Raw genomic sequence first — 24,091 nt, 5'->3', positions numbered from 1 at the left:
ATTTTATCGTTTTCACTAAAAAAACAAACTTTCTTTATAATTTTTTAGCATTATTCCGATTTCTTTGGCAGATTTTGTGTAATATCTTCACTAATTTTTTGTGTCTGTTTCTGCAATTGGGCGATTATCCGCGAAATGCTCATTTGATAATATTGAATATCTTTTTCCAATTCAGTAAGATTCTTTTTAACAGGAGGTAACGAGGCATTTAGTTCTTGGCGAGCTTCTTGCAAGCTCCCAATTGCGTTCGTTAAATCGCTGATATCTTCCTTTGTACCCTGAAATTGATCTTGAATTGGTTGACCAAGACGTCGACCGTTTTTGTCTCTAAATAATGATAAAACCATGCCAAATCCGGCACCGACTGCTAGTCCAAGACTAAATTTCTTCATAATTTCTCCTTAAAACTGGGCCTTAATTTGTTCTGCAATTTTTTGGTAATCTGCTTCAGTATAGTTTGCTTCGTTGTTTCTGGTAACGATTTTTAGACCATCACCTTCGAAACGAGGAACAAAATGAATATGTGAATGCATTACCACCTGATTTGCGCTAGCGCCATTATTGGTGCTAATATTCATCCCTGTAATTTTAGGGTCATAATTTTTGATTGCATTAGCAATCGCAGGAATATATTTTAAGAATCTCTGCGCATCGTCAGCTGTGTAATCAAAAAAGTTAGCAATGTGCTTTTTTGGGACCATCAAAGTATGACCAGGGTTTACTTGCGACAAATCTAAGAATGCCTTGACATCATCATTTTCAAAAATAGTGTAGCTAGGAACTTCACCACGAATAATTTTACAGAATAAACAATCTTTATCTAATTCAGCCATCTTTAAACCTCTTAACTTTGAAATGTAGTTTCCATTAATATCATGCTATCATATTAAATGAAGAAATTCATTAAAAGAAAGATAGGAAATATGGTTCTCAAAATAGAGCATTTGACTGGTGGGTATACTGGTATACCAGTCATTAAAGATATTAATTTAGAAATTCAGCCAGGTGAAGCATTAGGAATTATCGGCCTAAATGGTGCGGGCAAATCAACTACAATTAAGCACATTCTTGGTTTACTAAGACCACAAAAAGGCAAAATTGTATTAAATTCGGTTGAATTGATTAAACAGCCGACTGAATTTAAACGCCAAATTGCATACATTCCGGAAGTTCCGGTTTTGTACGAAGAATTAACTTTGAAAGAACATTTAGAACTCACCATGATGAGTTATCAATTAGATGAAAAGAAAGCTTGGAAGCGGGCCAATGAACTGCTAAAAATGTTTAGGCTTGATGATAAGCTAGATTGGATGCCAATCTATTTTTCAAAGGGAATGAAACAAAAAGTGATGATTGTGACTGCTTTTTTGGCAGATACTGATTTGCTGGTAATTGATGAGCCTTTTACTGGCCTTGATCCACTTGCTGTTGGCAACCTGATTGATTTAATTAAAAAAGCGGTGGCGCAGAAAAAAATGATACTGATGTCAACGCATATACTGGCAGACGCCGAACAAGCAATTTCTAACTATGCTGTCTTGAACAATGGCAAGATTGAGGTAATTGGAAGTTTAACAGACATTAGAAAGCATTATGGCTTGAATGAGTCCGATTCCTTTGACAAGATCTACCAAATCTTGAATGAGGAGCAAAGACATGCGTAAATTAGCTCAAAAAAGACTGCAATCCAATTTACAACAATCACTCAAATATCTGGTTTTAGTATTTAATGACTTTTTTATTTTGGCATTAATCTTTTTGTTCGGTGCCATTATGTTTTGGTATGCGCAGGCAATGAAAACAATGCCAAGCCAGCGCTGGTTTTATCGTCCTTTGGTTGGGGCAATTTTATGGCTGCCACTATTGGTTGGAAGACTGGTTACGATGTTGAAACCGGCTGATTTACAGTTTTTACTGCCGCAAGATGAGCAGATAGATGACTATTTAAAGCCAATGTTTAATTATAGTTTGGTTGTACCTGGGATTATCCTTATTTTGCTGGCTGGAATTTTGTTTCCATTTGCGACTATTAAGGCAAAGATAGCACCGTTAGAATACATTCTGGCTGTTTTTGGTGTTTTTATTGCTAAAATTTTACAGTTGAAAATAATGGAGCATAATCTGTTCTTTAATCGCAAAATATCCTTACTAGCTGTCAACCTAGTGCTATTATTAGCTTTTATTTTAGGTCTGACTTCGGTCAAAATTTTTTATGTCGTACTCTTTTTATTGGTAATTTGTGTCGGGCTACTGATTTTTAAACCGCGTCATGATGCACTTTTTGATTGGCAATATGCGGTTGAATTAGAGCAAAAACGCAAAAGCAGAGTTTACAGTGCTTTTAGCATGTTTACCGATGTAAAAGAAAAAAGAGTGACAATCAAGCGGCGTAAGTATTTGGACTTTTTATTGCCAAAATCACTTGCACGTGAAAATCCTAATCGTTTTTTGTATCGGAGATCACTTCTACGGAATCCCGAAAATATCAGCTTATTGGTGCGAATGACTGCTTTTGCCGTTTTAGTCTCCTGGCTTGTACAAAATTGGTTATGGGCGCTCGGACTGTCATGCTTAGTAATCTTCTTGACGGTTTACCAATTGCTGCCAATGGCCAATGAATTTGATAACAATATTATGTATCGGATATATCCAATACAGCGAAATAATCGTGGGAAAGACTTAGTAATCGTTTTGGCACTAGCTTTAGTTTTACAATGGTTAATTATTAGTCTGTTTTGGTTGCTATTGCTGCCAATTAATTTAAACCTATTAGAAGCATGCGCTGCCTTGCTCATCTTTAGCTTACTAATCGGACAAATTTATTTACCCGCAAAAATCAAGAAAAGGAAGATATAATTTAATGAGGTTACGAAATAAGCCTTGGGCTGTTAAATTGGTCGGTGAACACCCAGAAAGCGTCTTAGATCGACCAGATCCAGCAAGTAAAATCGACTGGTCAAAAAGATTTGCAGTTATTTCTAGGCCGCTTGAAATTGAAGTTGGCTCAGGTAAAGGGCGCTTTATTACAACACTGGCTGAACAACATCCTGAAAAGAACTTTGTTGCTGTGGAATTGCAAATCACGGCGGCAGGAATTATCTTACGAACAAAATTGGAAAAGAAGCTCGAAAACTTACAGATTCTTTGCGCTGATGCAGCTAATTTAGATTCATTTTTTAGCCCGCATAGCGCCGAAACGATTTACTTAAATTTCAGTGATCCATGGCCAAAGAGTCGTCATGAAAAGCGGCGCTTAACTTATAAGACTTTTTTGGCAAAATACCAAGCAATTCTGGCGCAACACGGCCATTTAGAATTTAAAACAGATAATGCTGGTCTTTATGCTTACTCTGTTTTGAGCATGAACAATTTTGGCATGCGCTTTGACTTTGTCTCCGTTGATTTACATCATGAAAATGAAGAAATTGTGACGCGAAATATTGAAACTGAATATGAACATAAATTTGTAGCTAATGGTAATCCAATTTATGCCCTCCATGCAGACTTTGGAGTAAAATAGTTGAGAAGCGATTTGAATTGAGAGGTTTACAAATGGAACAAATAAAAAAATTTGATGATGCAAAATTAGCTGAAATTACCAAAACTGGTCGAGTAGTCCTCGAGTTTTCAGCTGATTGGTGCCCAGATTGCCGCTTTTTAGACCCATTAATGCCGGAAATTGAAAGTGATTTTGCTGATAGCAAATTTTATCAAATTGACCGTGATGGCGCAGTAGATGTCGCTAAAGAGTTAAATATTATGGGAATTCCTTCTTTTGTTGTCTACCAAGATGGTCAAGAAATTGGTAGACTAGTTAATAAGGATCGCAAAACCAAGGAAGAAGTCGAAGACTTTTTGCGGTCACTTGACTAAGTGAAAGAGGATTATTGTAAATGATTACTAGTATTAATAAACAAAGTTATCCTAATACCTTGATTGTGATTTTAGGTCAAGACCAAGGTAAAAGTGAATACGAAGAAAAAGAAGATATTACGCGTATTACTGACGAAAAAGGTAATGTCACAGGCTACAATTTCTTTAACGTTGACCAAGTAATTGATTATGACAAGTTACCAAATGGTGAGGTTAAACTTTCTGAAAAGGATTTAGCTGCTTTAAATCAAAAACTTGCCGATGCAGGTTTTGATGATAAGCTTGCTTATGGTAAGCCGACACTAGTTTACGGCTATGTGAAAACTTGTGAAAAACATCCTGATTCTGATCACCTGCATGTTACAACCATCGATGTTGGTAATGGTGAGGAGCATCAAATAGTTTGTGGTGCGCCAAATATTGCTCAAGGGCAAAAAGTAGTTGTGGCCCTTCCAGGGACATTAATGCCAAATGGTCAGATGATTTGGCCAGGTAAATTACGGTCAGTTGATTCATATGGCATGATTTGTTCTGCTCGTGAATTAGGCTTAGAACATGCACCGCAAAAGCGTGGCATCATGGTTGTACCTGATGATTTCTCCGTTGGGGATGCATTTGACGCTGAGAAATGTGATGAATTGCTTGCCAGCGGCAAAATTAGTTTATAAAGTAAAAAGACTCCATCAATGTGGGGCTTTTTTTGCTTGAAAAAAGTTAGTGGTATTAATAGTTAAAAAAATTTCCAAGTTAATTGGCTTGTGCTAAAGCTAATTGGACCACTACCGTCTTGGTGGTAAAGTTGAAATTTAACAACGGATGTTTTACTTAGAGCTAAGTATAATTAATGTACCGCAATGGTTCTAATTAACTATCGTTTGTGAACAATTATGAGCTTAAACTGTCGAAATTTTTCCGGCAGTTTTTCGGGAGTTTAAGCTCTTTTTATTGTAGTAATGGTAAAATAAGAAACGATGTTAAATAGAATTTTGGAGCTTAGAAAATGTTAGATAAAAATAAACAAATTTGGTTTATCGGAATTAAAGGTACCGGAATGGCTTCATTAGCCTTATTGCTTAAGGATTTAGGCTATGATGTAGCTGGTAGTGATATTGCAAAATATACTTTTACGCAGGTACCACTAGAAAAAGCTGGCATACCGGTAACACAATTTTCGCCAGATAACATTAAAGATTCAGGTCAAGTAATTGTTAAAGGTAATGCCTTTAAGAATGATAATGTCGAGGTTAAAGCTTGTGAAGATAAGCAGATTGCTTGGCAAAGTTATCCGGATACTGTTGAAGAAATCGTTCAAATGCACACAAGTATTGGTGTTTCCGGAACGCATGGGAAAACTTCTACAACTGGTATTCTTGCCCGTGTCATGGGTGAAGCTGCTCCAACCTCATATTTAATTGGTGATGGGGAAGGTAAGGGAGTGAAAGATTCGCGCTTTTTTGTTTATGAAGCTGATGAATATCGTAGACACTTCTTGGCGTATCATCCTGATTACCAAATTATGACCAACATTGATTTTGATCACCCGGATTATTTCAAAGACCAAGATGACTATACTTCAGCCTTTCAAACTGCTGCTAATCAGACTAAAAAGGCTTTGTTTGTTTGGGGAGGCAATGAGCGTTTGCAGGCGTTAGAAGCTAAGATCCCTAAATATACTTATGGTTTTGAGGACAATGATGACTTTCAGGCTGTTGATGTCAACAGAACGACTGCGGGGGCTGAATTTACTGTTATTACACATGGTAAGGAAATCGGTAGGTTCACCATTCATCTATTTGGTGACCATAATATTTTAAATGCTACCGCCGTTATTGCCGTCGCTTACACTGAAAAAGTTCCATTAGATGACATTAAAAAGGGGTTATTGTCATATACAGGGGCCAAAAGACGCTTTTCAGAAAAAGATTTTGGTGACATTAATGTGATTGATGATTATGCTCATCATCCTACTGAGATGCGAGCAACAATTCAAGCAGCACGTCAAAAGTTTCCTAACAAGCGATTAGTAGTTGTTTTTCAACCTCATACATTCACCCGGACAAAGAAATATGCAAAAGATTTTGAAGAAATTCTACGCGGGGTTGATAAGGCATACATTACGCCGATATATGCCTCCGCTCGTGAAGCAAGTGGAGATATTTCCAGTAATGATTTAGTTGCTAACATCCCTGGGTCCGAAGTTATTAATCTAGATAATATTGCTGACTTAGCTCAAAACCAAGATAGTGTTATTGTCTTTATGGGTGCAGGCGACATTCAGAAATATGAAGATGCTTTAGAAAAGCTGCTGTAATTGTATCTAAAATTTTGTTAATAGTTTAAGTAGAGTTTATGTTTAATTAACGTAAACTCTATTTTTCTTGTTTAATGTTGTCATAACAAAGTTGCTGGTTAGTGCCAAAGATATTCTAGGTTATGGGTTAAAAATTAAGACCAAATAGTAGGGCTAAACAGCCGCATACTAACGTTACTTTAACTAGCAAGCTTCACATAAATAAGCATAATGAAAATGCGATTAATAAAGCCAAATTAACAACGAGCTTTTTAGTAGCCACGAGCGAAAATAATCGGGTTATAAAGACTGCGGTAGATTTTTTTAAAGAAAGCGTTGAGAAATAAGCTCAACGCTTTTTTGCATGTTTTAGCTTTTGATCTTCTTGTTGCTATTTAAGTCTTAGAAAGCTCTCTTATTTTTACTTTTTAGCATGTAAAAGGTTTATTCATTTTTATGAAATATTTTGAAATAAAATAAAATAAATTGAAAATTAGTGGTTGTAAAATGAAAACTTATGGAATATAATGAAAATGTAAACGATAACAATTGAAATACAAGGAGAAAACAATGACTACAATTAAAACGGCGACAAGATTAAATGCATATCTGCCACATTACAATAATGATATCAATCAGGTTTTTAAGGAATTAAAAAGGGTAGGAATCAATTATGTTGATATTAACTTTCCGCAGCAGACAATTGGTATTCCAGCAGCAAAAATGAAGCAAATGCTTCAGCAAAATGACCTGTGTCCCAATGGAATGGAAATGCGCTTTGAGGATCATTATCTTAATGGCGATCTAAGCAACTTGGATGATCGAATTTATCGAGATGCCATTGAGATGTGTAAAAAAGCCGCTGATTATTGTCATGCAATTGGTGGAACAATGATTAATATCTGGAGTGCTCACGACGGTTTTGATTACAGCTTTCAAATTGATTATTTAAAGGTATGGCAACGAATCGTCAAAGCATGTCAAGAAATTGCAGATTATGCTCCTGACATTAAATTTAGTATTGAATATAAACCATATGAGCCTCGTGCCTACGCCTTTGTTGACAGTATGGGAATTTTGGGCATGATGCTAAAAGATATTAACCGACCAAATTTTGGTGTTTTACTAGATTATTGTCATATGCTAATGAAACATGAAAATCCTGCCATGGGTGCTGCTTTATTTGCAAATCAAAAAGAATTGTTTGGTGTTCACATTAATGACGGGTATGGCGTACATGATGATGGTCTAATGGTTGGAACTGTTACACCATTTAAAACCTTAGAATTTTTGTATTACATGAAAAAATATGATTTTGATGGGATGTATTACTTTGATACCGCTCCGGTAATTGAAAATCCTAGTCAGGAAACTGCGAAAAATATTGAAATGCTGAAGTATCTGTTGAACCTTTTAGACCGAATTGGAATGGATCATATCGAGACCATAATTCAAGAAAATGATGCAATTAAGGCACGCGAACTATTACTTGAATTTATGAAAAACTAACTAACAAAGCCTAGATTTAATTCAAGGAGGCATATGATGGATTATAAAAAAACGGCACAAGGTGTCTTAGATGCTGTTGGCGGGCCAGATAATATTTCTAATATGACGCATTGCGCAACAAGATTACGATTAAACTTAAAAAATGACCAAATTAATGATGACAAAGTCAAAGCAGTAGACGGTGTAATTAACGTTTCACGGGGAGGCGGTCAATACCAAGTTTTGATTGGACTTGAAGTCCCTAAAGTTTTTAGTGAATTTGAAAAACTAGTAAATGGTAATAGCGCTCAAACAGTCAGTACCAATCTCAAGCCTGAGGGTTTTAAGGGATATGTTAATGCATTATTTACTGCAATAGCAGGTATTTTTGCGCCACTATTGCCAGCTTTAGCTGGATCAGGTATTCTATATGGCTTATTGCTTCTTTGCAGCGAACTGGGGTGGATTAGCCAAAAGAGCGGTACATTTGTTATTTTGACCGCTGCATCAAAAGCTGTTTTTTATTTTCTACCTATTCTCTTGGCGTTTTCGGCTGCACGAAGATTTAAAGTTAGTCCCTATATTGCAGCTTTAATTGCTGGCGCCCTTTTGTATCCAGACTTTATCCAATTAATGGGAAGTCACGGCAACGGGGCAATGACATCATTTCTAGGAATTCCTGTTGTATTAATGAATTACAATTCAACGGTTGTTCCAATTCTAATAGCAATTTGGGCGTATTCTTATCTATATAAATGGCTTGATAAACATGTAAGCAAGAACTTGGAATTAGTCGTTGTCCCATTAGTTTGTCTGCTTATTATGGTACCTTTAACGGTAATTGTTATTGGTCCTCTTGGTGTCTATGGCGGACAATTAGTTGCTAATATTGTTAATTGGTTAATTAAAAATGTTCCGTTATTAGCTGGTGTTGTTGTTGGTGGGGGCTGGAGTTTTCTCGTTTCACTGGGGATCCATTGGGCCGTCAATCCAATTATGATTAATAATATTGCAACTCAAGGGTTTGACTTTATTTGTCCACTAACGTTTGCCTGCAACTTTGGTGTAATTGGCACTGCTCTTGGGGTCTGGCTTAAGACGCGCAATAAAGAATTAAAGAGTTTTTCGCTGACTGGTGTAATCACTATTTGTTTGTCGGCAATTATTGAACCAACTTTGTTCGGACTCTTAGTAAAAAATCGTAGAATTTGGGCAGCGCAGATAATTGCTGGCGCTTTGGGCGGTGCATACCTAGGACTAACTAAGGTGTATACAAATGCATTTGTTTTTGGGTCAGTGACTACTTTTCCCGCTTTCATTGCTAAAAACAGTAATAATTTTCTTAATGCAATGATTGGCTTAGCAATTTCCACTATTGTCGGAATTGCACTAGGTTTTATAGTTACAAGGCGTGATGAACATCTTGCCTAATGTGATTAAAAGCAAATGAAATAACATATTATAAGAGTATAATAAAGGGGAGCATGAAAATTATAAAGAAGGGGAATTAACTTGCTTCCGATTGAAAGACAAAATCAAATTTTGCAAATTCTTGAAAACAAAGATATGAGTAAACTTGAGGAACTTCACACGCAAATTCCAGGCGTTTCAATTTCAACATTGAGAAGAGACATTAAAGCCTTAGAAAATGAAGGAAAAATTGAATATCTTTTTGGTGGAGCTGTGAGGCTTTGCGATGGTGCTGGTGAGGTTGAGTTTGCCAAAAAAGAGCACAATCATCAAAAGGAAAAAAAGCTAATTGCTGAACTTGCAGCAAAAGAAGTTCACGATAATAATGCTATTTACATTGATTCTGGTACTACCTGTACACTGTTACTTGATAAGATAAAGAACAAGAAAGTAACAGTTTATACGACTAACACTCAGGTCTGTCATATAGGTGGCAATTTTAAGGCAGAAATTATTTTAATTGGCGGTAAATATAATGGGGTTACGTCTTCACTTACAGGTGCCTTAACTAATGATTTGCTTTCTAAGTTGCGGTTTGATAAATCTTTCTTTGGTATGAACGGTATTAGTCTTAATAGTGGTTACACTACTCCACAATTTGACGAGGCGATAAAAAAGCAGCTGATTGCAAAGCGTACTACACAATCCTTTATTCTTGCTGACAGTAGTAAATTTGGAATATCGTCAAATGTTCAAGCCTTGGAATTGAAGGATGCCACCCTGATTTCTGATAGCAGTGATCCCGAAATTGCTAAACAAACTCAAATTATTTTCCCTAAAAGTAAAGGTCAGAATTAATTGTCGTTTGTTTTTTATAGTTTAAGTTAAATTAGTTAATTAAAAGCGTTTTATTACTAAACGCTTTTAATTTTATGTGAGTTTTTTCTTTATTAATTTCGATTTTGTTATAAAATTAATACTAAAATCTAAAACAGGTAGAGGTATTATATGAAATTAAAGCAAAAAGCAGCAATTGGTTCAGTAGTCAGTATGTTTGCTCTTGCCTTGGTAGCTAATTTAAGTTTGGGTGCCCAGCCAATCGAGGCAACCGAAGAAACTAATGAAATAACACTAGCACATAACGCCTATGTTTATAATAAACACGGTAAGCGTTTAAGCAAGTTTCAAGGAAGCAAGCAAAAGGCGCATTTAAAAAGGGGCTTAAGTGTACCTTTCGTCGGTAAAATCGAACCGATTGAGCATAATGACAAACAATTTTATCTTTTAAATGATGATAATTATCATCAATCATGGTTGCCTTACCATAAAATTGGTGGAGAATACTTTTACAGCTTGGGTTCAGGCGGCTTTGTTAAGGCAGTAAATGTTGGTCAAGTTAACAATAAGCCACTTTATACTCATGAGGCAAAGGTCAAAATCGCTAAAAAGGTAAAACCTTATACAGCAGGAATTGGTAAAGATAAGACGGTTATCAAGCCCGGAAAAACCTATCGAGTAGACAGTATTACTGCATTAACGACCGATTCTAAGCCTGTAGTTAATTACAGAATTAGCGGAACAATCGAAGCTTTTATTCCTAAGAAAGATTTGGCTGTAACCCCCCGGCAGAATTTGAAACTGTATATGCAAGCTACATATGTCGGCTTTTTAAAAACAGCTGGGACTTATGACATCACCGCAACAGCACTTCCGACTGAAAGTGCAAATTCGACTTTTAACACTGGTGACATGTATCCAGTTGAAAAACTTACTTATTTATGGAATTCTAGTGAAAAGAAGGCTGAATTATTTTACCTGTTAAAAGATTCATGGGCTAAACCACGTTTTTATTCGCTAGCAAATTATCAGCCAGCAGCTACGCCAAGTTTAACTTATGTTAAGGTTGAGGGAACAAATTACATTTCAGGCCCATACTTGAAACCAAATAACACTCCAGAACAAGCGCAAGCAGATGCTAAAATTGCTACTAAAGAAGATAAACAAAAATTACAGACTTTAGTTGATCAAGAATTGATTACACCATACCAAAAAGACAATAATTTTACCCTTTGTGGTTTTAGATTTGGTTATGCGTTGCAATTAGCACAAAATACCTTAAAATCTGAAAAGGCCACGATTGCCGAGGTAAAAGAAGCGACTGCAATTTTGCAAAAAGCTCATAGTAACGTGTTGAATTGTACACCAAAACAAGAAAAAGGCGATCAGTTGTTAGGAACCAGTACGCCATATTTGTTAGAGCGTCAGAATTTTATTCAATAAATAGCGAGTTAGAGCATTGAAATTAAGTTTTCAATGCTTTTTATTAGCTAAAAAAGTAGGTTCTAAATTTAAAATTTGGCTTTTGAATTGAAGTTAATTGTCTAAAATGTATAGCAAATCTGAAGAAAAACAGTATTATGCCAGAATGCCGTAAAAACTGGTAAAATGGTAGTTGAATTAAAGACAAGTGATAATTGTGAGGAGATCTAATGGCTAATCAAAAATTACTTTTAATTGATGGTAATTCTGTTGCCTTTCGTGCGTTTTATGCACTTTATCGTCAACTTGAAAATTTCAGAAACCCTGAAGGATTGCATACAAATGCCATTTATACTTTTAAGAATATGCTTGATGTTGTTTTAAACAATGTTCAGCCAGATCATGTTTTAGTTGCTTTTGATGCGGGTAAAACTACTTTTAGAAATAAGATGTATTCTGATTACAAGGGTGGCAGACAAAAAACCCCAGGTGAACTTTCGGAGCAGCTACCATATGTGCAAGAACTATTGCACGATTTAGGCATCTCGACTTATGAATTAGAAAACTATGAAGCCGATGATATTATCGGAACCTTTGCAAAAATTGGTGAAAAAAATGGTTTTGATGTAACTGTCGTAACTGGGGATAAGGATTTAACGCAGCTTGCTTCTGAGCACACCACGGTGATGGTAACCAAGTCAGGTGTGATGAACCTTGAGTCCTATACGCCTGAACATATGAAGGAAGTTAATGGTGTTACCCCAACTGAATTTATTGATATGAAGGCCTTGATGGGGGATAACTCGGACAATTATCCGGGTGTCACCAAAGTAGGACCAAAGAAAGCATCGCAGTTAATTCAAGAATATGGTTCAGTTGAAAACTTATATGATCATATTGATGACATGAAAGCATCAAAGCTAAAAGAAAATTTGCTTAATGATAAGGATAAAGCCCTGTTAGGTAAAAAATTGGCTACGATCAACTGTGATACGCCAGTAACCATTGGAATTGATGATATTAAAAGAAGGCCGGTTGATTACCAAAAGTTGCGGCGTTTTTACGAGAAAATGAATTTCCGCAAGTTTTTGAGTGAATTAGCGCCTGATGGTGATTCTGGTAAAAATGAGACATCCCAAGATTCGCATGTCAAAATGGAATACACCGAGTTAACCAAGGACAATTTGGCTAAAATTACGGTTAATGAAGGCGATGAGGTCATTTTTTACTTAGGGATGCTGGGACCAAATTATCATTTGGCCGAGTTCGTCGGTTTTGCCTTTAAGATTAGCAAACAGATTTTTCTAAGTCGCGACGTAACGCTATTACAGGATGCCAAGCTAAAACAGATTTTAGAAGATAAGAAAATTAGCAAAGATGTTTTTGACCTTAAGCGGACAACTGTGGGGCTCAATCGTTTAGGAATCCACGCACATGGGATTGAATATGATATGCTGCTAGCTTCTTATTTGATTAATAATGAAAATAATTCGGATGATATGGCCGAAGTCTGCCGGATGTATGGGAATGACACTGTCAGAAGTGATCTTGACGTTTATGGCAAAGGTAAAAGTGAAAAGATTCCTACTGATGATGATGTGCTGTATAATCATTTAGCCACCAAAGTCGAAGCAATTGAAACCTTGAAAGAAACGCTGCTTGCCAAACTAAAAGAGCATGAACAAGATGATTTGTTTGCAAGTATCGAAATTCCAGTGGCACGCGTTTTAGCGATTATGGAAATAAATGGAATCAAGGTTCAGGCTGATACTTTAACTGAGCTGCAAGATGAATTTGCTGTTGAACTTAAAAAGATGGAAAAGCAGATTTATGATGAGGCTGGTGAAGAATTTAATATTAATTCGCCGAAACAACTTGGTCATATTCTGTTTGAAAAAATGGGCCTGAAGCCAATTAAAAAGACTAAAACCGGTTATTCAACATCAGTTGATGTCTTGAACCAGTTAAAAGATGAAAATCCAATTATCGGGCAAATCCTTTCTTACCGGCAAATTGCTAAAATTCAGTCAACTTATGTTAATGGCCTGCTAGATGTTATTCAAAAAGATGGTCGAGTTCATACACGGTATCTGCAAACTCTAACGGCAACTGGACGCCTATCTTCGGTTGATCCTAATTTACAAAACATTCCGACGAGAACAGAAGAAGGTAAGCAAATTCGAAAGGCTTTTGTTCCTAGTGAACCTGATGGCTATATCTTTTCTTGTGATTATTCTCAAATTGAATTGCGTGTTTTAGCTCAAGTTTCTGGTGATGAACAAATGCAAGAAGCATTCAGGACCGGCTACGATATTCACGCTCATACCGCAATGAAAATATTCCACTTGAAGTCAACCGATGATGTTACGCCATTAATGCGGCGCCGAGCAAAGGCAGTCAATTTTGGTATTGTCTACGGCATTTCGGATTATGGCTTATCGAAAAATCTGAATATTAGTAGAAAACAAGCCAAAGAATTTATCGATAATTATTTTGAGCAATACCCGCAAATTAGAGAATATATGGATAAGGCCGTTAAATTTGCTCGCGAAAAAGGTTACGCAGAAACAATTATGCATAGAAGACGGTACTTGCCTGACATTCATGCAAAGAATTATAATGTGCGGTCTTTTGCGGAAAGAACTGCAATTAACTCACCAATTCAGGGTTCCGCTGCTGACATTATTAAAATTGCGATGATCAATATGCAGAAGAAATTGAATGACTTACACCTTAAGACTAAAATGGTGGTTCAGGTTCATGATGAGTTGATTTTTGATGTGCCAAAAGATGAGATAGAAACAATTAAAAAGATTGTCCCAGAGGTAATGCAGTCTGCCGTTACTCTTGATATTCCGCTTGTCGCTGATTCAGGGTACGGTCATAATTGGTTTGATGCAAAATAAGGAGTAATAATAAATGCCAGAAATGCCGGAAGTAGAAACGGTTCGCCGTACTCTTCTCCCCTTAATTAAAGGAAAAACGATTAAAGAAATCACGCTGTGGTATCCCAAAATTATTGCTAGTGATCCAACAGAATTCGTTCAAAAGCTTACGGGTCAAGAAGTGGTGGCAATTGACCGGTATGCAAAGTATTTATTGATTCGGCTGACGAATGACCTAACTGTAGTTTCCCATTTACGCATGGAAGGAAAGTATCGTCTAGTTGACGTGGCTGCACCGAAAGATAAACATGATCACGTGCAGTTTGCTTTTACCGATAATACAGCCTTGCGTTATAATGATGTCCGCAAATTTGGCCGAATGCAATTAGTTAAAACTGGAACAGAAAAAAGAACAACAGGAATTAGTAAACTGGGCTTTGAACCTAATTCTCATAAATTCACGGTTGCTTATTTTGCAAATTGTCTTAAGCATAAAAAGAAAAATATTAAAAATACGCTTCTTGATCAATCTGTAGTTGCCGGTTTAGGCAATATTTATGTCGATGAAGTTTTATGGCTAACTAGAATTCATCCGTTAAGTATGGCCAATAAGATTCCACCTTCCAGAGTGAAACAATTACATGACAATATTAATTCTTTGATCAAATTAGCTATTGCTGAGCGTGGGACAACCGTGCACACTTATCTGGATGCTAATGGTGAAACTGGCGGCTTTCAGAAAATGTTGCGGGTATACGGACATAAAGGTGAACCATGTGCAAGATGTGGAACCCCTCTTGAAAAAATTAAGGTAAATGGTCGCGGAACAACATATTGTCCTAAATGTCAGGTGAATTATCAATGACCATTGTCTTAGGTCTTACTGGGGGAATAGCTAGCGGTAAAAGTACAGCTGATAGCTTTTTTATAAAAAAGCATATTCCAGTAATTGATAGTGATTTAATTGCTCACCATATTTTAGATATAGGTGAAAAGGGCTACAATTTAGTAATTAATTATTTTGGCGATCAGTATTTAGCAGCAAATAAAGCAATTGATCGCGCAAAGTTAGGTAAATTAGTTTTTAATTCACCTAAAGACTTAGCTAAATTAAATGAAATTACCCACCCGTTGATTTTTCAAGAAATCGAGACTAAAATTAGCCAACATAAACAGGAAAATGAGCCACTTATCATAGTAGATGCACCGTTATTATTTGAGTCAGGTGGTTTAAGCTATTGTGACCGCAGTTTGCTGATTGCTGTACCTGAAAAAATGCAAGTAAAACGCTTGATGGCGCGCAATCACATAACTGAAGCTGAAGCATTAAAGCGAATTAATAGTCAGATGCCTTTAGCGCAAAAGCAAAAATTAGCTGATTATGTTGTTACAAATACTGGTACAATAAAAGAACTAGAAGACAAATTAAACGAGCTGCTACTTAAATTAATAAAGGAGGACCAGTATGGAATGTCCTAATTGTCGGCAAAATGCCTCGCGCGTGATTGATTCTCGACCGAGTGATGAAAATCGTGCTATTAGAAGACGGCGTGAATGCGAAAACTGTGGTTTTCGGTTTACTACTTTTGAGCGAATTGAAACAACACCATTATTGGTAATCAAAAATGACAATACCCGGGAACCTTTTAACCGGAAAAAGATTTTGCATGGTGTCATGGCAGCTGGTCAAAAGCGTCCAATTACAAGCTCGCAGTTCGAGCAATTGGTTGATCACGTTGAAAATAAGGTTAGACAGCAGGGAGTAAGTGAGATTTCTTCGAAGAAAATCGGTCAACTAGTGATGGATGAATTGGCTGAACTAGATGATGTTGCTTACATTCGCTTTGCTTCCATTTACCGTGAATTTAAAGATATGTCTAGTTTCATGAAAACAATGGAGGATATGATTGCTAAGCGAGAGAAGGGGAACTAGAAATGTTTGAGACCCCTAATCCCAAACAACCATTTTTTATTGCTAACCGAGTTGATATTTTCCCAGAAGATGTGCGAGTTCTGGTTAAACTTTATCAGCCGCTGATTGGTTCACTAGCATTTTCCTTATATTTTAGTTTAAATGCGGATTTTAATGCGCATGCAATGCTATCGGACTCAACGGGTATTTATGCTCTGCAAGAACAGCTTGACTGTGATGTTAAGCACTTATTTTCTGCTTTACATAAGCTCGAGGGCGTTGGCCTAGTTCAGACGCGTTTACTTAATAATGAAATCATGGGACAAGTACTGATTTTTCGCTTAACCTGCATCCCTAGCAGCAGTGAATTTTTTTCAACGCCTCTTTTAGCAAGCTTACTTAAAGAAAAAGTTGGTATTTCTGCCTTTCAAAAATTAAGTAAAGATTTTGCTCGTGAAAGTAAGTCTAAGCAGAACCAAGTTAATGGTATGCAGAATGCTGATGATATCTCTGCTTCGTTTATGGAAGTTTTTCGTTTGCCTGAGCAAGAAGCAATTGAGCCTTCAGTTGATGTCAAATATGCCGCAAAAGAAAATAAAACAGACAATAATATCAAAGCTACTATTAATGAGCATGATACGGTTGACTGGAATTTCATGAAACAGCAATTTGAAATTTACCAGATTCCAGGAACGGAGATTGACCGTAATCGGGAAGCAATCCGCTCTGTAATGCGCACTTACGGGCTAACAGAACAAGAATTTGTCGATGAGGCCCTGACAAGTATTCACGGTGATTATCACTTGGATATGGTGCAAATTAAACAAGCGATTGCTAGCGGCATTCACGGCTCTCATACTAGGGCTCGAATTAAGCAAGAGACTAAGAAATATAATGACGATCAACCGATAAATGCTAAATTGAGTAAAAATGAGCAGCAAGTATTGCAGCTAGCTAAAAGTAAATCACCAGCTCAATTTTTGTACCGGTTGAAGACGGATCGGCATGATTATGTTGATGCCAGTGAATATAAAGTACTTGATAGTTTATATAATGAAAAGGGAATCCCGGCTGATTTGCTTAATATCTTAACTTATGCCTGCTTAAAAAGTGCACCGAATATTTCATACCGCCTGGCTAATCGGATTTTACATGATTGGCTTCAACATGGTGTTAAAGATGGGGCCCAAGCAATTGAATATATGCAAAAAAGGGAGCAAAATAAGGATAAGTACCCCCGTTATGTGCAAAATAAACGCGTTGAAAAAGGTACCGATTGGAGTAAGAAAAAATCTAGTGTTAAGTCCGATGTTTCTTCAGCTGACTTAAAAGACTTTTTCAAAAAATTTGAAGATCAAAATGGCATGAAGTAGGTGAACAAATGAAGTCAATCAATAATTTTTTAGACAAGAAAAAAGCCGACCATCTTGATGTAGCTAAGATTCGGGCCGAGATTCTATCCGAGCCAAAAATTAAACAGTTTATTAGTGAAAATCAAGATAAAATCACCTCTGAAATGATTGATAAAAGCATGTCTGCTTTATTCGAATTTTACCTAGATCAGCAGAATAAAAAAGATCCGGTGACCAAGGGTTATCGGCCTAAATTAATCTTGAATACAAATGCAATTGATATCATTTATGCTCCTGAAAATAGCAAGTTGGAACATGATCGTGAACTTGCAGCTAAAAAGCACTTGCGTCTAATTAATTTGCCTAGCAGCTTGCATGATGTTCGTTTAAGTCAGGTGGAAATAACACCGCAGCGTCAGCAAGCAATGGCTGAGATCGGGCAATTTTTGGCGGCTTATTCGCAGAATGCGTATCAAAAAGGCCTGTATTTATCAGGTAACTTTGGTGTCGGTAAAACATTTATCCTGGCTGGTTTAGCTAATTCTTTAGCGATGATGAACAAGTACGTCATCTTTATCCATGTACCTAACTTTATTGTTAGCCTATCAAGCCATTTCAATGATAATAGCTTGGTGACGGAAATCAACCGCATTTCAAGCTGTGATGTGTTAATTATGGATGATATTGGCGCTGAAAATTTGAGCCAGTGGTCACGCGATGAAGTTTTGGCTGTTATTTTGCAATCAAGAATGGATAATCAACTACCGACATTTTTCTCTTCCAACTTTTCAATGGATGATTTGGAAGAGCACTTTAAGGAAACCAAAAATGCTATTGATCCAATTAAGGCTGCCAGATTGATGGAACGTGTACGTACTTTGGCTAAAGAAGTCATTGTTTCTGGACCAAACAGGCGCCGTTAAGAACATTGTAAAATGCTTATTTGCAAATTAAGCATTAAAAGTAAAAAAATAACCGACTAGTTCAATGTTAGTTGAGCTGGTCGGTTATTTTGTTTTAAAGGCTTTATACTAAATCCTGTTGATAGATTATCTTAGTTTAGTTTCTATGGTATTCTATTGGCAGGATTTTTTTGCACACAAAAAGAGGCCCTAAGTCCTCTGTCCATATAATCCTTTGAAACCACTCTTCAGATCTATTTAGGAGTTTTCTTATGACCTCTCTATCTAATTGTATTAAACTTTTGCTCAATATTAAAGACCCTAATCTTGAATTTCTTGCTTTTAAGTCTGAAACGATTGATTCAGTAGTAACTACTGTCGCCTGCTGCAACCTTAAACTGCCGACTTGTCCTGATTGTCATTCGGCTCATATCTGGCGTAATGGCTACGCTCCGGTCAAAGTCAGATACTTGAGCAGCGATGCCAGTCGGCCACTTATACTTAAATTAGCCAAGCAGCGTATCTGTCGCGACTGCGGACAAAGCGCCATGGCCAAAACCAGCCTTGTTGATAAGTAATTACCAACCACGTTAAACGCAAGATTCTGTCTAGCTTGCGTGACGACTGGACCATGACCTCCATTACCGCTTTTACTAATGTTTCCGTTAATACCATCCAACGAGTTCTTGAGCAATACAGCAGTCCTTTTCATGACGACGATAACTGGCTGCCCGAGCATCTAGCCTTCGATGAATTCTGCGGTGTTGGACGTAAGTTGCACTTTATTGCCCTAGATGCAAGCACTCACCAAATAGTTAAGATTCTGCCAACACGCTATAAACAAACCATCATGACCTACTTCAAACATTATCCGGAACTTGTCCGCCGCCAGGTTAAAACGGTCTCCATGGACCTTAACTACTTTTATGCCGCTATGGTCAAGGAGCTTTTTCCTAACGCGCAAGTGGTCCTAGATCGTTTTCACATTGTTCAGATGCTCAACCGTTCCTTTAATGCCTGCCGGATTCAGGTGATGAAACAGTATCCCAAGTCCAGCCGCAGCTACCGCTTACTTAAATATTCTTGGAAGCTCTACCTTAAGCCTTTTGACCAGTTAGAAAGAAAGCATCCCGGCTACAATTGGCACCTCAAGGATCGGTTGACGCAAGCCCAGGTTGTAGCAGACGGGTTAGCGCTTGACCCAATCCTGGAGAATACTTACAACTTCATGCAGGATCTGCACCAGGCTCTTAAAGAAAAAGATGTTAAGCAAATAAGGACCTGTCTCAAGCGTTCAGATAAATTGGGCTGGCAAATGGAAATCACGCGTAAAACTTTCAAACGCTGCTTGCCTGATCTGCTTAATGCAGCTACGTACAGTCAGTCCAACGGTTGTCTGGAAGGAACCAACCGCAAAATTAAGCAGATTGAACACACAGCCTATGGCTATCGCAATTTTAATCATTTAGTTGCTCGGATTATACTAGAAGAGCCCAAAACTAAGATTAAGAAAAGAGCATCAAGCTACTTAGTAGCCTGATACTCTTTCAAAACATTATAAAACTCTATCAACAGGATTTGACAAAGAGCCCTTTTAAAAATGGTAGTTGCTAAGTGAAAAGTTGTTTAAAAATCATTCCTAATATCAAACTGGTATATAGATTTTCATCTTAATTTGTTTGCTAACTTAGTTGCACGACTCTAATAAAATGACTATAATATAATAAAATAATAAATAAATTATTAAAATAAGATAAACTTTGTGGTTATCAAAAATCTTTTAGCAGAATTAAATATGAGGCATCAACGATTTGTCATCAATATTGTTAACTTACTTGCCGGACAAAGTGAGGTATCCGAAATGAAGCTTGCCCAAATAAAAGATAATTTTTTATGGCTAAAAAATTTGACTAAAACCCAGAAAAAATCAATGACTGTTAACTCTTTTTTGTCAGTCGCTTTTGGCATTATTCAGCAGTTTTTAACTACTGCTTTTCCTTCAATTGTTATGGCCTTGCTTTTACAAAAGGACTCAGTTACTGCTGGACTAATTATAATAATTATACTTAGTGTTATCACTGGAATGATTAACTGGGCCCAAGGCTTATTAAAAACAAAAAATTTCTGGGATGGCGTTAATACCCGGATGAATCTGGTCGCTGAAGAGGGACGGGGCTTTATTCATTTGCCCTACTTTAAAGTGATTAACGCTGAAACAGGCCGTGCGCGTCAAGAAAGCGCAGCTTATGGCTATGACAATGATGACAGTGGGGTTGGCATGTTTACGCCTAGTTTAAACGGTTTTTTGGAAAATGCGCTATCATTGATTTTAGTGTGTATTTTGACATTTTTGATTGCGTGGTGGTGCCCTCTTTTGGTACTGATAACAGTCTGCCTATCTCTAGAAATAATTCCTCACTATACTGAAAAGAGAAAAAAGTTGCAAGCCAACTTATCACAGACGTATTTGGAAGCAAATTATATCTATCGAAAATCATTTGACATAGCTGCTGGCCAGGAAATTAGAATTTACCAGATGTCAAATTTGTTAAAACAAAAAGTTGAAAATTATCGAGAGAAAGTAGCGAATCTGAAGAAAAAAATTGCGCGTAATAATTTTAACTTGAAGATAATACTGCTTTTATTAAACTTTGTTTGCAGTGTACCGATCTATCTTCTTTTAATAGCTAAAACTCTTAATGGAAAAATTAACCTTGTTTTATTTTCTTTTTTGTTTTCCTTTTTGGGAATGCTTAACGATTTCATTAAGCAAACAAGTGATAGTCTGTCACTACTTTTGAATGCGGACAGCGATATTACTAAAAGCCGCACCTATCTTGATCCGATATTGACAAATTTGTCAAATACTCCTGTTAAAAAGCAGCCAAATATTAAGATGAATGGGAAAAACTTTTCTTTGGAACTGAAAAATGTAGCAGTCAGATACCCCAATTCGAATGACTATGTTTTAAAGAACATTAATCTCAAAATAAAAGCCGGCACTCACTTGGCTTTAGTTGGACTTAATGGTGCGGGAAAAACCACGCTGACTTTGGTAATTCTTGGTTTAATCAAACCGGTCAGCGGTCAGATATTATTAAATGGTCACGATATATCTGAGCTTGATTTAACAGATTATCAAAAGTTGGTTACACCAGCTTTTCAAGAAAATATTTTGCTTGCGGCCACCCTTGAAAACAATATTACGATCAAGCAAAATAACAAACCTAAATTGTTAGAAAAAACAATTGTTAGAGCGGATTTACCGAAAGTAATTGCCAAATTTCCCCAAGGCTTGCAAACTGAATTGACGCGTTATCTAGACGATGAAGGAATCACGCCATCTGGAGGAGAAACTCAGAAAATCATTTTGGCGCGGGCGCTTTATCGCAATACCATACTGACTATCCTTGATGAGCCAACAGCTGCATTGGATGCCTTGGCGGAAAGCAAGCTTTACCAGAAAATACACGAGCTTTTTAAAAATAAAGCGAGCATTTTTGTTTCGCACCGTCTTGCTTCTACTAAGTTTGCCACCCAAATTATTTTGATGAATAAAGGAAAAATCATCGCTCGGGGTACTCATGATGAATTAATGTCTGCTTCTCCCGATTACCGTGAACTGTTTAATTTACAGAAAAAGTATTACCAAAAGGAGGTTAAAAATGAAAAGAAATAACCACACCTTTGAAATACTGCGTACAGTTAATCAATTATATCCACATATTATTCTTTACCAAGTTGTGACAGCCCTATTAAATGTTTTAAATCAAATACTGGTAATTAGTTTTTTAGGTATCATTATTAACTTATTAAGTAAAACCCGAGCAAATACATTAAATAAATTATTTTTATTCACAATAATTTTTTTACTGTTACTATTTATAATAAAAATTCTTCAAGCTTTGATAGAACAGCAAGCTGAAAAAGGTAGGCAAATGTTAAACGTAAATGCCTATGCTGATATGACGGAAAAATTAACGGAGGTTAGTTACAGTACTTTTATCAGTGCCAAATTTCGCAAGTTATATAGCGCGACCAAAAACGGTCTGGATTTCACTGGTGGTTTTGAAATATTTGTTTCAAGACTAGTAAATAGCGTGGCTCAGTTAGTTCTGACCCTAGTTATTGCTGGTGGCTTATTAGTCAATGCTTTAATCATTGTTCCTAACTACTCTATTTATTTTGTCTCCAATTTTGTCATTTGCGTTTTAATCATAATTCCAATAATGGCTGCTATTTTTTGTTCCAAACAGAGCAATAAAGTAATGCTTAAGTTCTTTGATTTTAATATTCAATTCAATCGTGCACTCGACTATTTTTCCAACATTCTGTTTGGAAATGTTAATTACGCCAAGCTGTTGCGGATATATGATCCAGATGATTTAGTCGCAAAACAAGCTGCTGCTGACATCAATCAGCAAGTGAATGAAGATACGAAATATCAATTAAAGGCCGATGGCATTGGCAATTTAAGTGATATTATTACCAGTATAGTAATCGGTTTAATGTACTGCATCTTGTCAGTTCGCGTTTTAAGGGGCAAGCTGTTGTTGGGCACGATGATTGCTTGTGTCGGTTATTTGGAGGTAATCATCAATAATCTGAGCAGCATGTTATATGCCTGGAATAGCCGCAATGCTTCACTGGCAACTGTTCAGCAGTACATTACTTTGATGCAAACAGAAGATGAGACTGGTTTAAACAGTGAAAAAACAGATAAGATTGCGAGTGCTGCGCCAGCTGAAAAATTAACGCTTGAATTTAAACACGTTTATTTTAAATATCCTGAAGACCAAGAAGACATTTTAAAAGACCTTAATTTCAAAATTACTATGGGTGAAAAAATTGCGATTGTTGGTCCTAACGGCAGTGGCAAGACGACAATGATCAAGCTGCTTTTACGCCTTTATGAGCCCAGCAAGGGGCAAATTTTATTAAATGGGCAAGACATTAGGCAGCTAGATCTGACTGGTTATCAGCGGATTTTTGGTGCGGTCTTTCAAGACTTCACGCTTTTTGCATGGTCAATCAAGGATAATATTTTAATGGGTGCGCCTTTTGATCAAGCGAAAATGAGGCGAATACTTAGTCAAGTTGAACTGTCTCACCGAATTAACCAACTTCCGCAAGGACTTGAAACGAATATTTCGCAGGAATTGGATGAAGACGGGGTGGAGTTTTCCGGCGGCGAGCGCCAGAAAATTGCCATTGCTCGGGCGCTGTATCGTGATTCGCCAGCGGTGGTTTTAGATGAACCGACTGCCGCACTTGACCCGGTTGCTGAAGCCAATATTTTTAGCAAGTTTAACGAACTAACGGCTGGTAAAACGGCAATCTTTATATCACACCGAATGAGTTCGACACAGTTTAGTGATTGTATTTTAGTTTTAAAAGACGGAAAAATTATTGAACGTGGCACGCATGATGAGTTGATGAGTCAGAAAGGCCTATATCAGCAGTTGTATTATGAACAAGCAAAATATTTTCAAGCTGACTGATTCAAGTTCCATAACCTTTTTCCCAGAATTTTTTAAAAATTTCTTGCATTTACAAGTTAAGCATGTATAATAAAATGCAATGAATGAACATGATAGAACTCAATTCAGAGAGTGGAACAGTATTCTGGAAGTTGCACAAATGAGTTTTACCCCAATCATTCAAACTTAAAAAGTAATTAAAATGGGTGAATTCCGCTATCAATTCATATTAAGAGGGTT

20 protein-coding genes and 1 pseudogene are annotated in these 24,091 nt (G+C 36.8%); 19 read left to right on the top strand and 2 right to left on the bottom strand.

Features of this window, described 5'->3' with window-relative positions; genetic code table 11:
* Window positions 1-50: 50 nt before the first annotated feature.
* Both J3U73_RS04315 and J3U73_RS04310 read right to left on the bottom strand, forming a co-directional pair.
* Window positions 51-392 carry a hypothetical protein gene (locus J3U73_RS04315; RefSeq protein WP_103751894.1) on the bottom strand — a complete coding sequence of 114 codons (342 nt, stop codon included), beginning with the start codon at window positions 390-392 and terminating at the stop codon, window positions 51-53.
* A gap of 9 nt (window positions 393-401) precedes the next feature.
* Window positions 402-833: an HIT family protein gene (locus J3U73_RS04310; RefSeq protein ID WP_103751893.1), complete on the bottom strand. Its 432-nt coding sequence runs from the start codon at window positions 831-833 to the stop codon at window positions 402-404.
* A 90-nt stretch (window positions 834-923) separates the two neighbouring features.
* Here J3U73_RS04310 and J3U73_RS04305 point away from each other — a divergent pair, with 90 nt between their 5' ends.
* The 19 genes and pseudogenes from J3U73_RS04305 to J3U73_RS04215 all read left to right on the top strand — a co-directional run bounded on the left by J3U73_RS04305 (window position 924) and on the right by J3U73_RS04215 (window position 23,872).
* Window positions 924-1,664: an ABC transporter ATP-binding protein gene (locus J3U73_RS04305; protein WP_267394115.1), complete on the top strand. Its 741-nt coding sequence runs from the start codon at window positions 924-926 to the stop codon at window positions 1,662-1,664.
* Window positions 1,657-2,856, top strand: a complete 1,200-nt coding sequence (locus J3U73_RS04300) for an ABC transporter permease (protein ID WP_267409683.1) — start codon at window positions 1,657-1,659, stop codon at window positions 2,854-2,856. Before J3U73_RS04305 ends, J3U73_RS04300 begins: the two co-directional genes overlap by 8 nt.
* Window positions 2,857-2,860: 4 nt before the next feature.
* Window positions 2,861-3,520 carry a tRNA (guanosine(46)-N7)-methyltransferase TrmB gene (gene trmB / locus J3U73_RS04295; RefSeq protein ID WP_267409682.1) on the top strand — a complete coding sequence of 220 codons (660 nt, stop codon included), beginning with the start codon at window positions 2,861-2,863 and terminating at the stop codon, window positions 3,518-3,520.
* Window positions 3,521-3,552: 32 nt separating this feature from the next.
* Window positions 3,553-3,873: a thioredoxin family protein gene (locus J3U73_RS04290; protein WP_103751889.1), complete on the top strand. Its 321-nt coding sequence runs from the start codon at window positions 3,553-3,555 to the stop codon at window positions 3,871-3,873.
* Window positions 3,874-3,893: 20 nt separating this feature from the next.
* Entirely contained in the window at window positions 3,894-4,541 is a 648-nt protein-coding gene (ytpR, locus tag J3U73_RS04285) for a YtpR family tRNA-binding protein (protein ID WP_220219935.1), read from the top strand.
* 332 nt (window positions 4,542-4,873) lie between these two features.
* Window positions 4,874-6,184, top strand: a complete 1,311-nt coding sequence (murC, locus tag J3U73_RS04280) for a UDP-N-acetylmuramate--L-alanine ligase (RefSeq protein ID WP_103751887.1) — start codon at window positions 4,874-4,876, stop codon at window positions 6,182-6,184.
* Between the two features lie 549 nt (window positions 6,185-6,733).
* Complete coding sequence (locus J3U73_RS04275) at window positions 6,734-7,672, top strand: sugar phosphate isomerase/epimerase family protein (protein WP_323848367.1); 939 nt, start codon at window positions 6,734-6,736, stop codon at window positions 7,670-7,672.
* Window positions 7,673-7,705: 33 nt separating this feature from the next.
* Window positions 7,706-9,082 carry a PTS transporter subunit EIIC gene (locus tag J3U73_RS04270; protein WP_220232137.1) on the top strand — a complete coding sequence of 459 codons (1,377 nt, stop codon included), beginning with the start codon at window positions 7,706-7,708 and terminating at the stop codon, window positions 9,080-9,082.
* A gap of 81 nt (window positions 9,083-9,163) precedes the next feature.
* A complete protein-coding gene (locus J3U73_RS04265) occupies window positions 9,164-9,919 on the top strand; it encodes a DeoR/GlpR family DNA-binding transcription regulator (RefSeq protein WP_267409681.1) in 756 nt (251 codons plus the stop codon).
* 150 nt (window positions 9,920-10,069) lie between these two features.
* Window positions 10,070-11,341 carry an SLAP domain-containing protein gene (locus J3U73_RS04260; RefSeq protein WP_267409680.1) on the top strand — a complete coding sequence of 424 codons (1,272 nt, stop codon included), beginning with the start codon at window positions 10,070-10,072 and terminating at the stop codon, window positions 11,339-11,341.
* A 209-nt stretch (window positions 11,342-11,550) separates the two neighbouring features.
* On the top strand, window positions 11,551-14,226 hold the full coding sequence (polA, locus tag J3U73_RS04255; protein WP_267409679.1) for a DNA polymerase I: 2,676 nt from the start codon (window positions 11,551-11,553) through the stop codon (window positions 14,224-14,226).
* Between the two features lie 13 nt (window positions 14,227-14,239).
* The gene (mutM, locus tag J3U73_RS04250; RefSeq protein ID WP_103751884.1) at window positions 14,240-15,070 is read left to right on the top strand and encodes a bifunctional DNA-formamidopyrimidine glycosylase/DNA-(apurinic or apyrimidinic site) lyase; all 831 of its coding nucleotides are present in this window, start codon (window positions 14,240-14,242) and stop codon (window positions 15,068-15,070) included.
* Window positions 15,067-15,684 carry a dephospho-CoA kinase gene (gene coaE / locus J3U73_RS04245; protein WP_267394096.1) on the top strand — a complete coding sequence of 206 codons (618 nt, stop codon included), beginning with the start codon at window positions 15,067-15,069 and terminating at the stop codon, window positions 15,682-15,684. Before mutM ends, coaE begins: the two co-directional genes overlap by 4 nt.
* Window positions 15,671-16,138, top strand: a complete 468-nt coding sequence (nrdR, locus tag J3U73_RS04240) for a transcriptional regulator NrdR (protein ID WP_103751882.1) — start codon at window positions 15,671-15,673, stop codon at window positions 16,136-16,138. The genes coaE and nrdR overlap by 14 nt, the downstream gene beginning before the upstream one ends.
* 2 nt (window positions 16,139-16,140) lie before the next feature.
* A complete protein-coding gene (locus tag J3U73_RS04235) occupies window positions 16,141-17,490 on the top strand; it encodes a DnaD domain protein (RefSeq protein ID WP_267409678.1) in 1,350 nt (449 codons plus the stop codon).
* 8 nt (window positions 17,491-17,498) lie between these two features.
* Window positions 17,499-18,392, top strand: coding sequence for a primosomal protein DnaI (gene dnaI / locus J3U73_RS04230; protein ID WP_267409677.1), 894 nt, complete (start codon window positions 17,499-17,501; stop codon window positions 18,390-18,392).
* Window positions 18,393-18,643: 251 nt separating this feature from the next.
* Window positions 18,644-19,911, top strand: a pseudogene (locus J3U73_RS04225) (ISL3 family transposase).
* 255 nt (window positions 19,912-20,166) lie between these two features.
* Window positions 20,167-22,050, top strand: a complete 1,884-nt coding sequence (locus J3U73_RS04220; protein WP_267409676.1) for an ATP-binding cassette domain-containing protein — start codon at window positions 20,167-20,169, stop codon at window positions 22,048-22,050.
* On the top strand, window positions 22,037-23,872 hold the full coding sequence (locus J3U73_RS04215) for an ABC transporter ATP-binding protein (RefSeq protein WP_267409674.1): 1,836 nt from the start codon (window positions 22,037-22,039) through the stop codon (window positions 23,870-23,872). Before J3U73_RS04220 ends, J3U73_RS04215 begins: the two co-directional genes overlap by 14 nt.
* Window positions 23,873-24,091 lie beyond the last annotated feature (219 nt).

Origin of the sequence: Lactobacillus sp. B4005 (assembly GCF_026536045.1) — a bacterium.
GTDB classification, from domain to species: domain Bacteria; phylum Bacillota; class Bacilli; order Lactobacillales; family Lactobacillaceae; genus Lactobacillus; species Lactobacillus panisapium.
Note: the sequence above shows the minus strand (reverse complement) of the source record. Positions and strands in the feature narration are given on the sequence as shown.

What these genes read in the sequence shown, in the direction of transcription:
- J3U73_RS04315 (WP_103751894.1), bottom strand. Translation starts at nt 392, where the DNA reads ATGAAGAAATTTAGTCTTGGACTAGCAGTCGGTGCCGGATTTGGCATG.
- J3U73_RS04310 (WP_103751893.1), bottom strand. Translation starts at nt 833, where the DNA reads ATGGCTGAATTAGATAAAGATTGTTTATTCTGTAAAATTATTCGTGGT.
- J3U73_RS04305 (WP_267394115.1), top strand. Translation starts at nt 924, where the DNA reads ATGGTTCTCAAAATAGAGCATTTGACTGGTGGGTATACTGGTATACCA.
- J3U73_RS04300 (WP_267409683.1), top strand. Translation starts at nt 1,657, where the DNA reads ATGCGTAAATTAGCTCAAAAAAGACTGCAATCCAATTTACAACAATCA.
- trmB (WP_267409682.1), top strand. Translation starts at nt 2,861, where the DNA reads ATGAGGTTACGAAATAAGCCTTGGGCTGTTAAATTGGTCGGTGAACAC.
- J3U73_RS04290 (WP_103751889.1), top strand. Translation starts at nt 3,553, where the DNA reads ATGGAACAAATAAAAAAATTTGATGATGCAAAATTAGCTGAAATTACC.
- ytpR (WP_220219935.1), top strand. Translation starts at nt 3,894, where the DNA reads ATGATTACTAGTATTAATAAACAAAGTTATCCTAATACCTTGATTGTG.
- murC (WP_103751887.1), top strand. Translation starts at nt 4,874, where the DNA reads ATGTTAGATAAAAATAAACAAATTTGGTTTATCGGAATTAAAGGTACC.
- J3U73_RS04275 (WP_323848367.1), top strand. Translation starts at nt 6,734, where the DNA reads ATGACTACAATTAAAACGGCGACAAGATTAAATGCATATCTGCCACAT.
- J3U73_RS04270 (WP_220232137.1), top strand. Translation starts at nt 7,706, where the DNA reads ATGATGGATTATAAAAAAACGGCACAAGGTGTCTTAGATGCTGTTGGC.
- J3U73_RS04260 (WP_267409680.1), top strand. Translation starts at nt 10,070, where the DNA reads ATGAAATTAAAGCAAAAAGCAGCAATTGGTTCAGTAGTCAGTATGTTT.
- polA (WP_267409679.1), top strand. Translation starts at nt 11,551, where the DNA reads ATGGCTAATCAAAAATTACTTTTAATTGATGGTAATTCTGTTGCCTTT.
- mutM (WP_103751884.1), top strand. Translation starts at nt 14,240, where the DNA reads ATGCCAGAAATGCCGGAAGTAGAAACGGTTCGCCGTACTCTTCTCCCC.
- coaE (WP_267394096.1), top strand. Translation starts at nt 15,067, where the DNA reads ATGACCATTGTCTTAGGTCTTACTGGGGGAATAGCTAGCGGTAAAAGT.
- nrdR (WP_103751882.1), top strand. Translation starts at nt 15,671, where the DNA reads ATGGAATGTCCTAATTGTCGGCAAAATGCCTCGCGCGTGATTGATTCT.
- J3U73_RS04235 (WP_267409678.1), top strand. Translation starts at nt 16,141, where the DNA reads ATGTTTGAGACCCCTAATCCCAAACAACCATTTTTTATTGCTAACCGA.
- dnaI (WP_267409677.1), top strand. Translation starts at nt 17,499, where the DNA reads ATGAAGTCAATCAATAATTTTTTAGACAAGAAAAAAGCCGACCATCTT.
- J3U73_RS04220 (WP_267409676.1), top strand. Translation starts at nt 20,167, where the DNA reads ATGAGGCATCAACGATTTGTCATCAATATTGTTAACTTACTTGCCGGA.
- J3U73_RS04215 (WP_267409674.1), top strand. Translation starts at nt 22,037, where the DNA reads ATGAAAAGAAATAACCACACCTTTGAAATACTGCGTACAGTTAATCAA.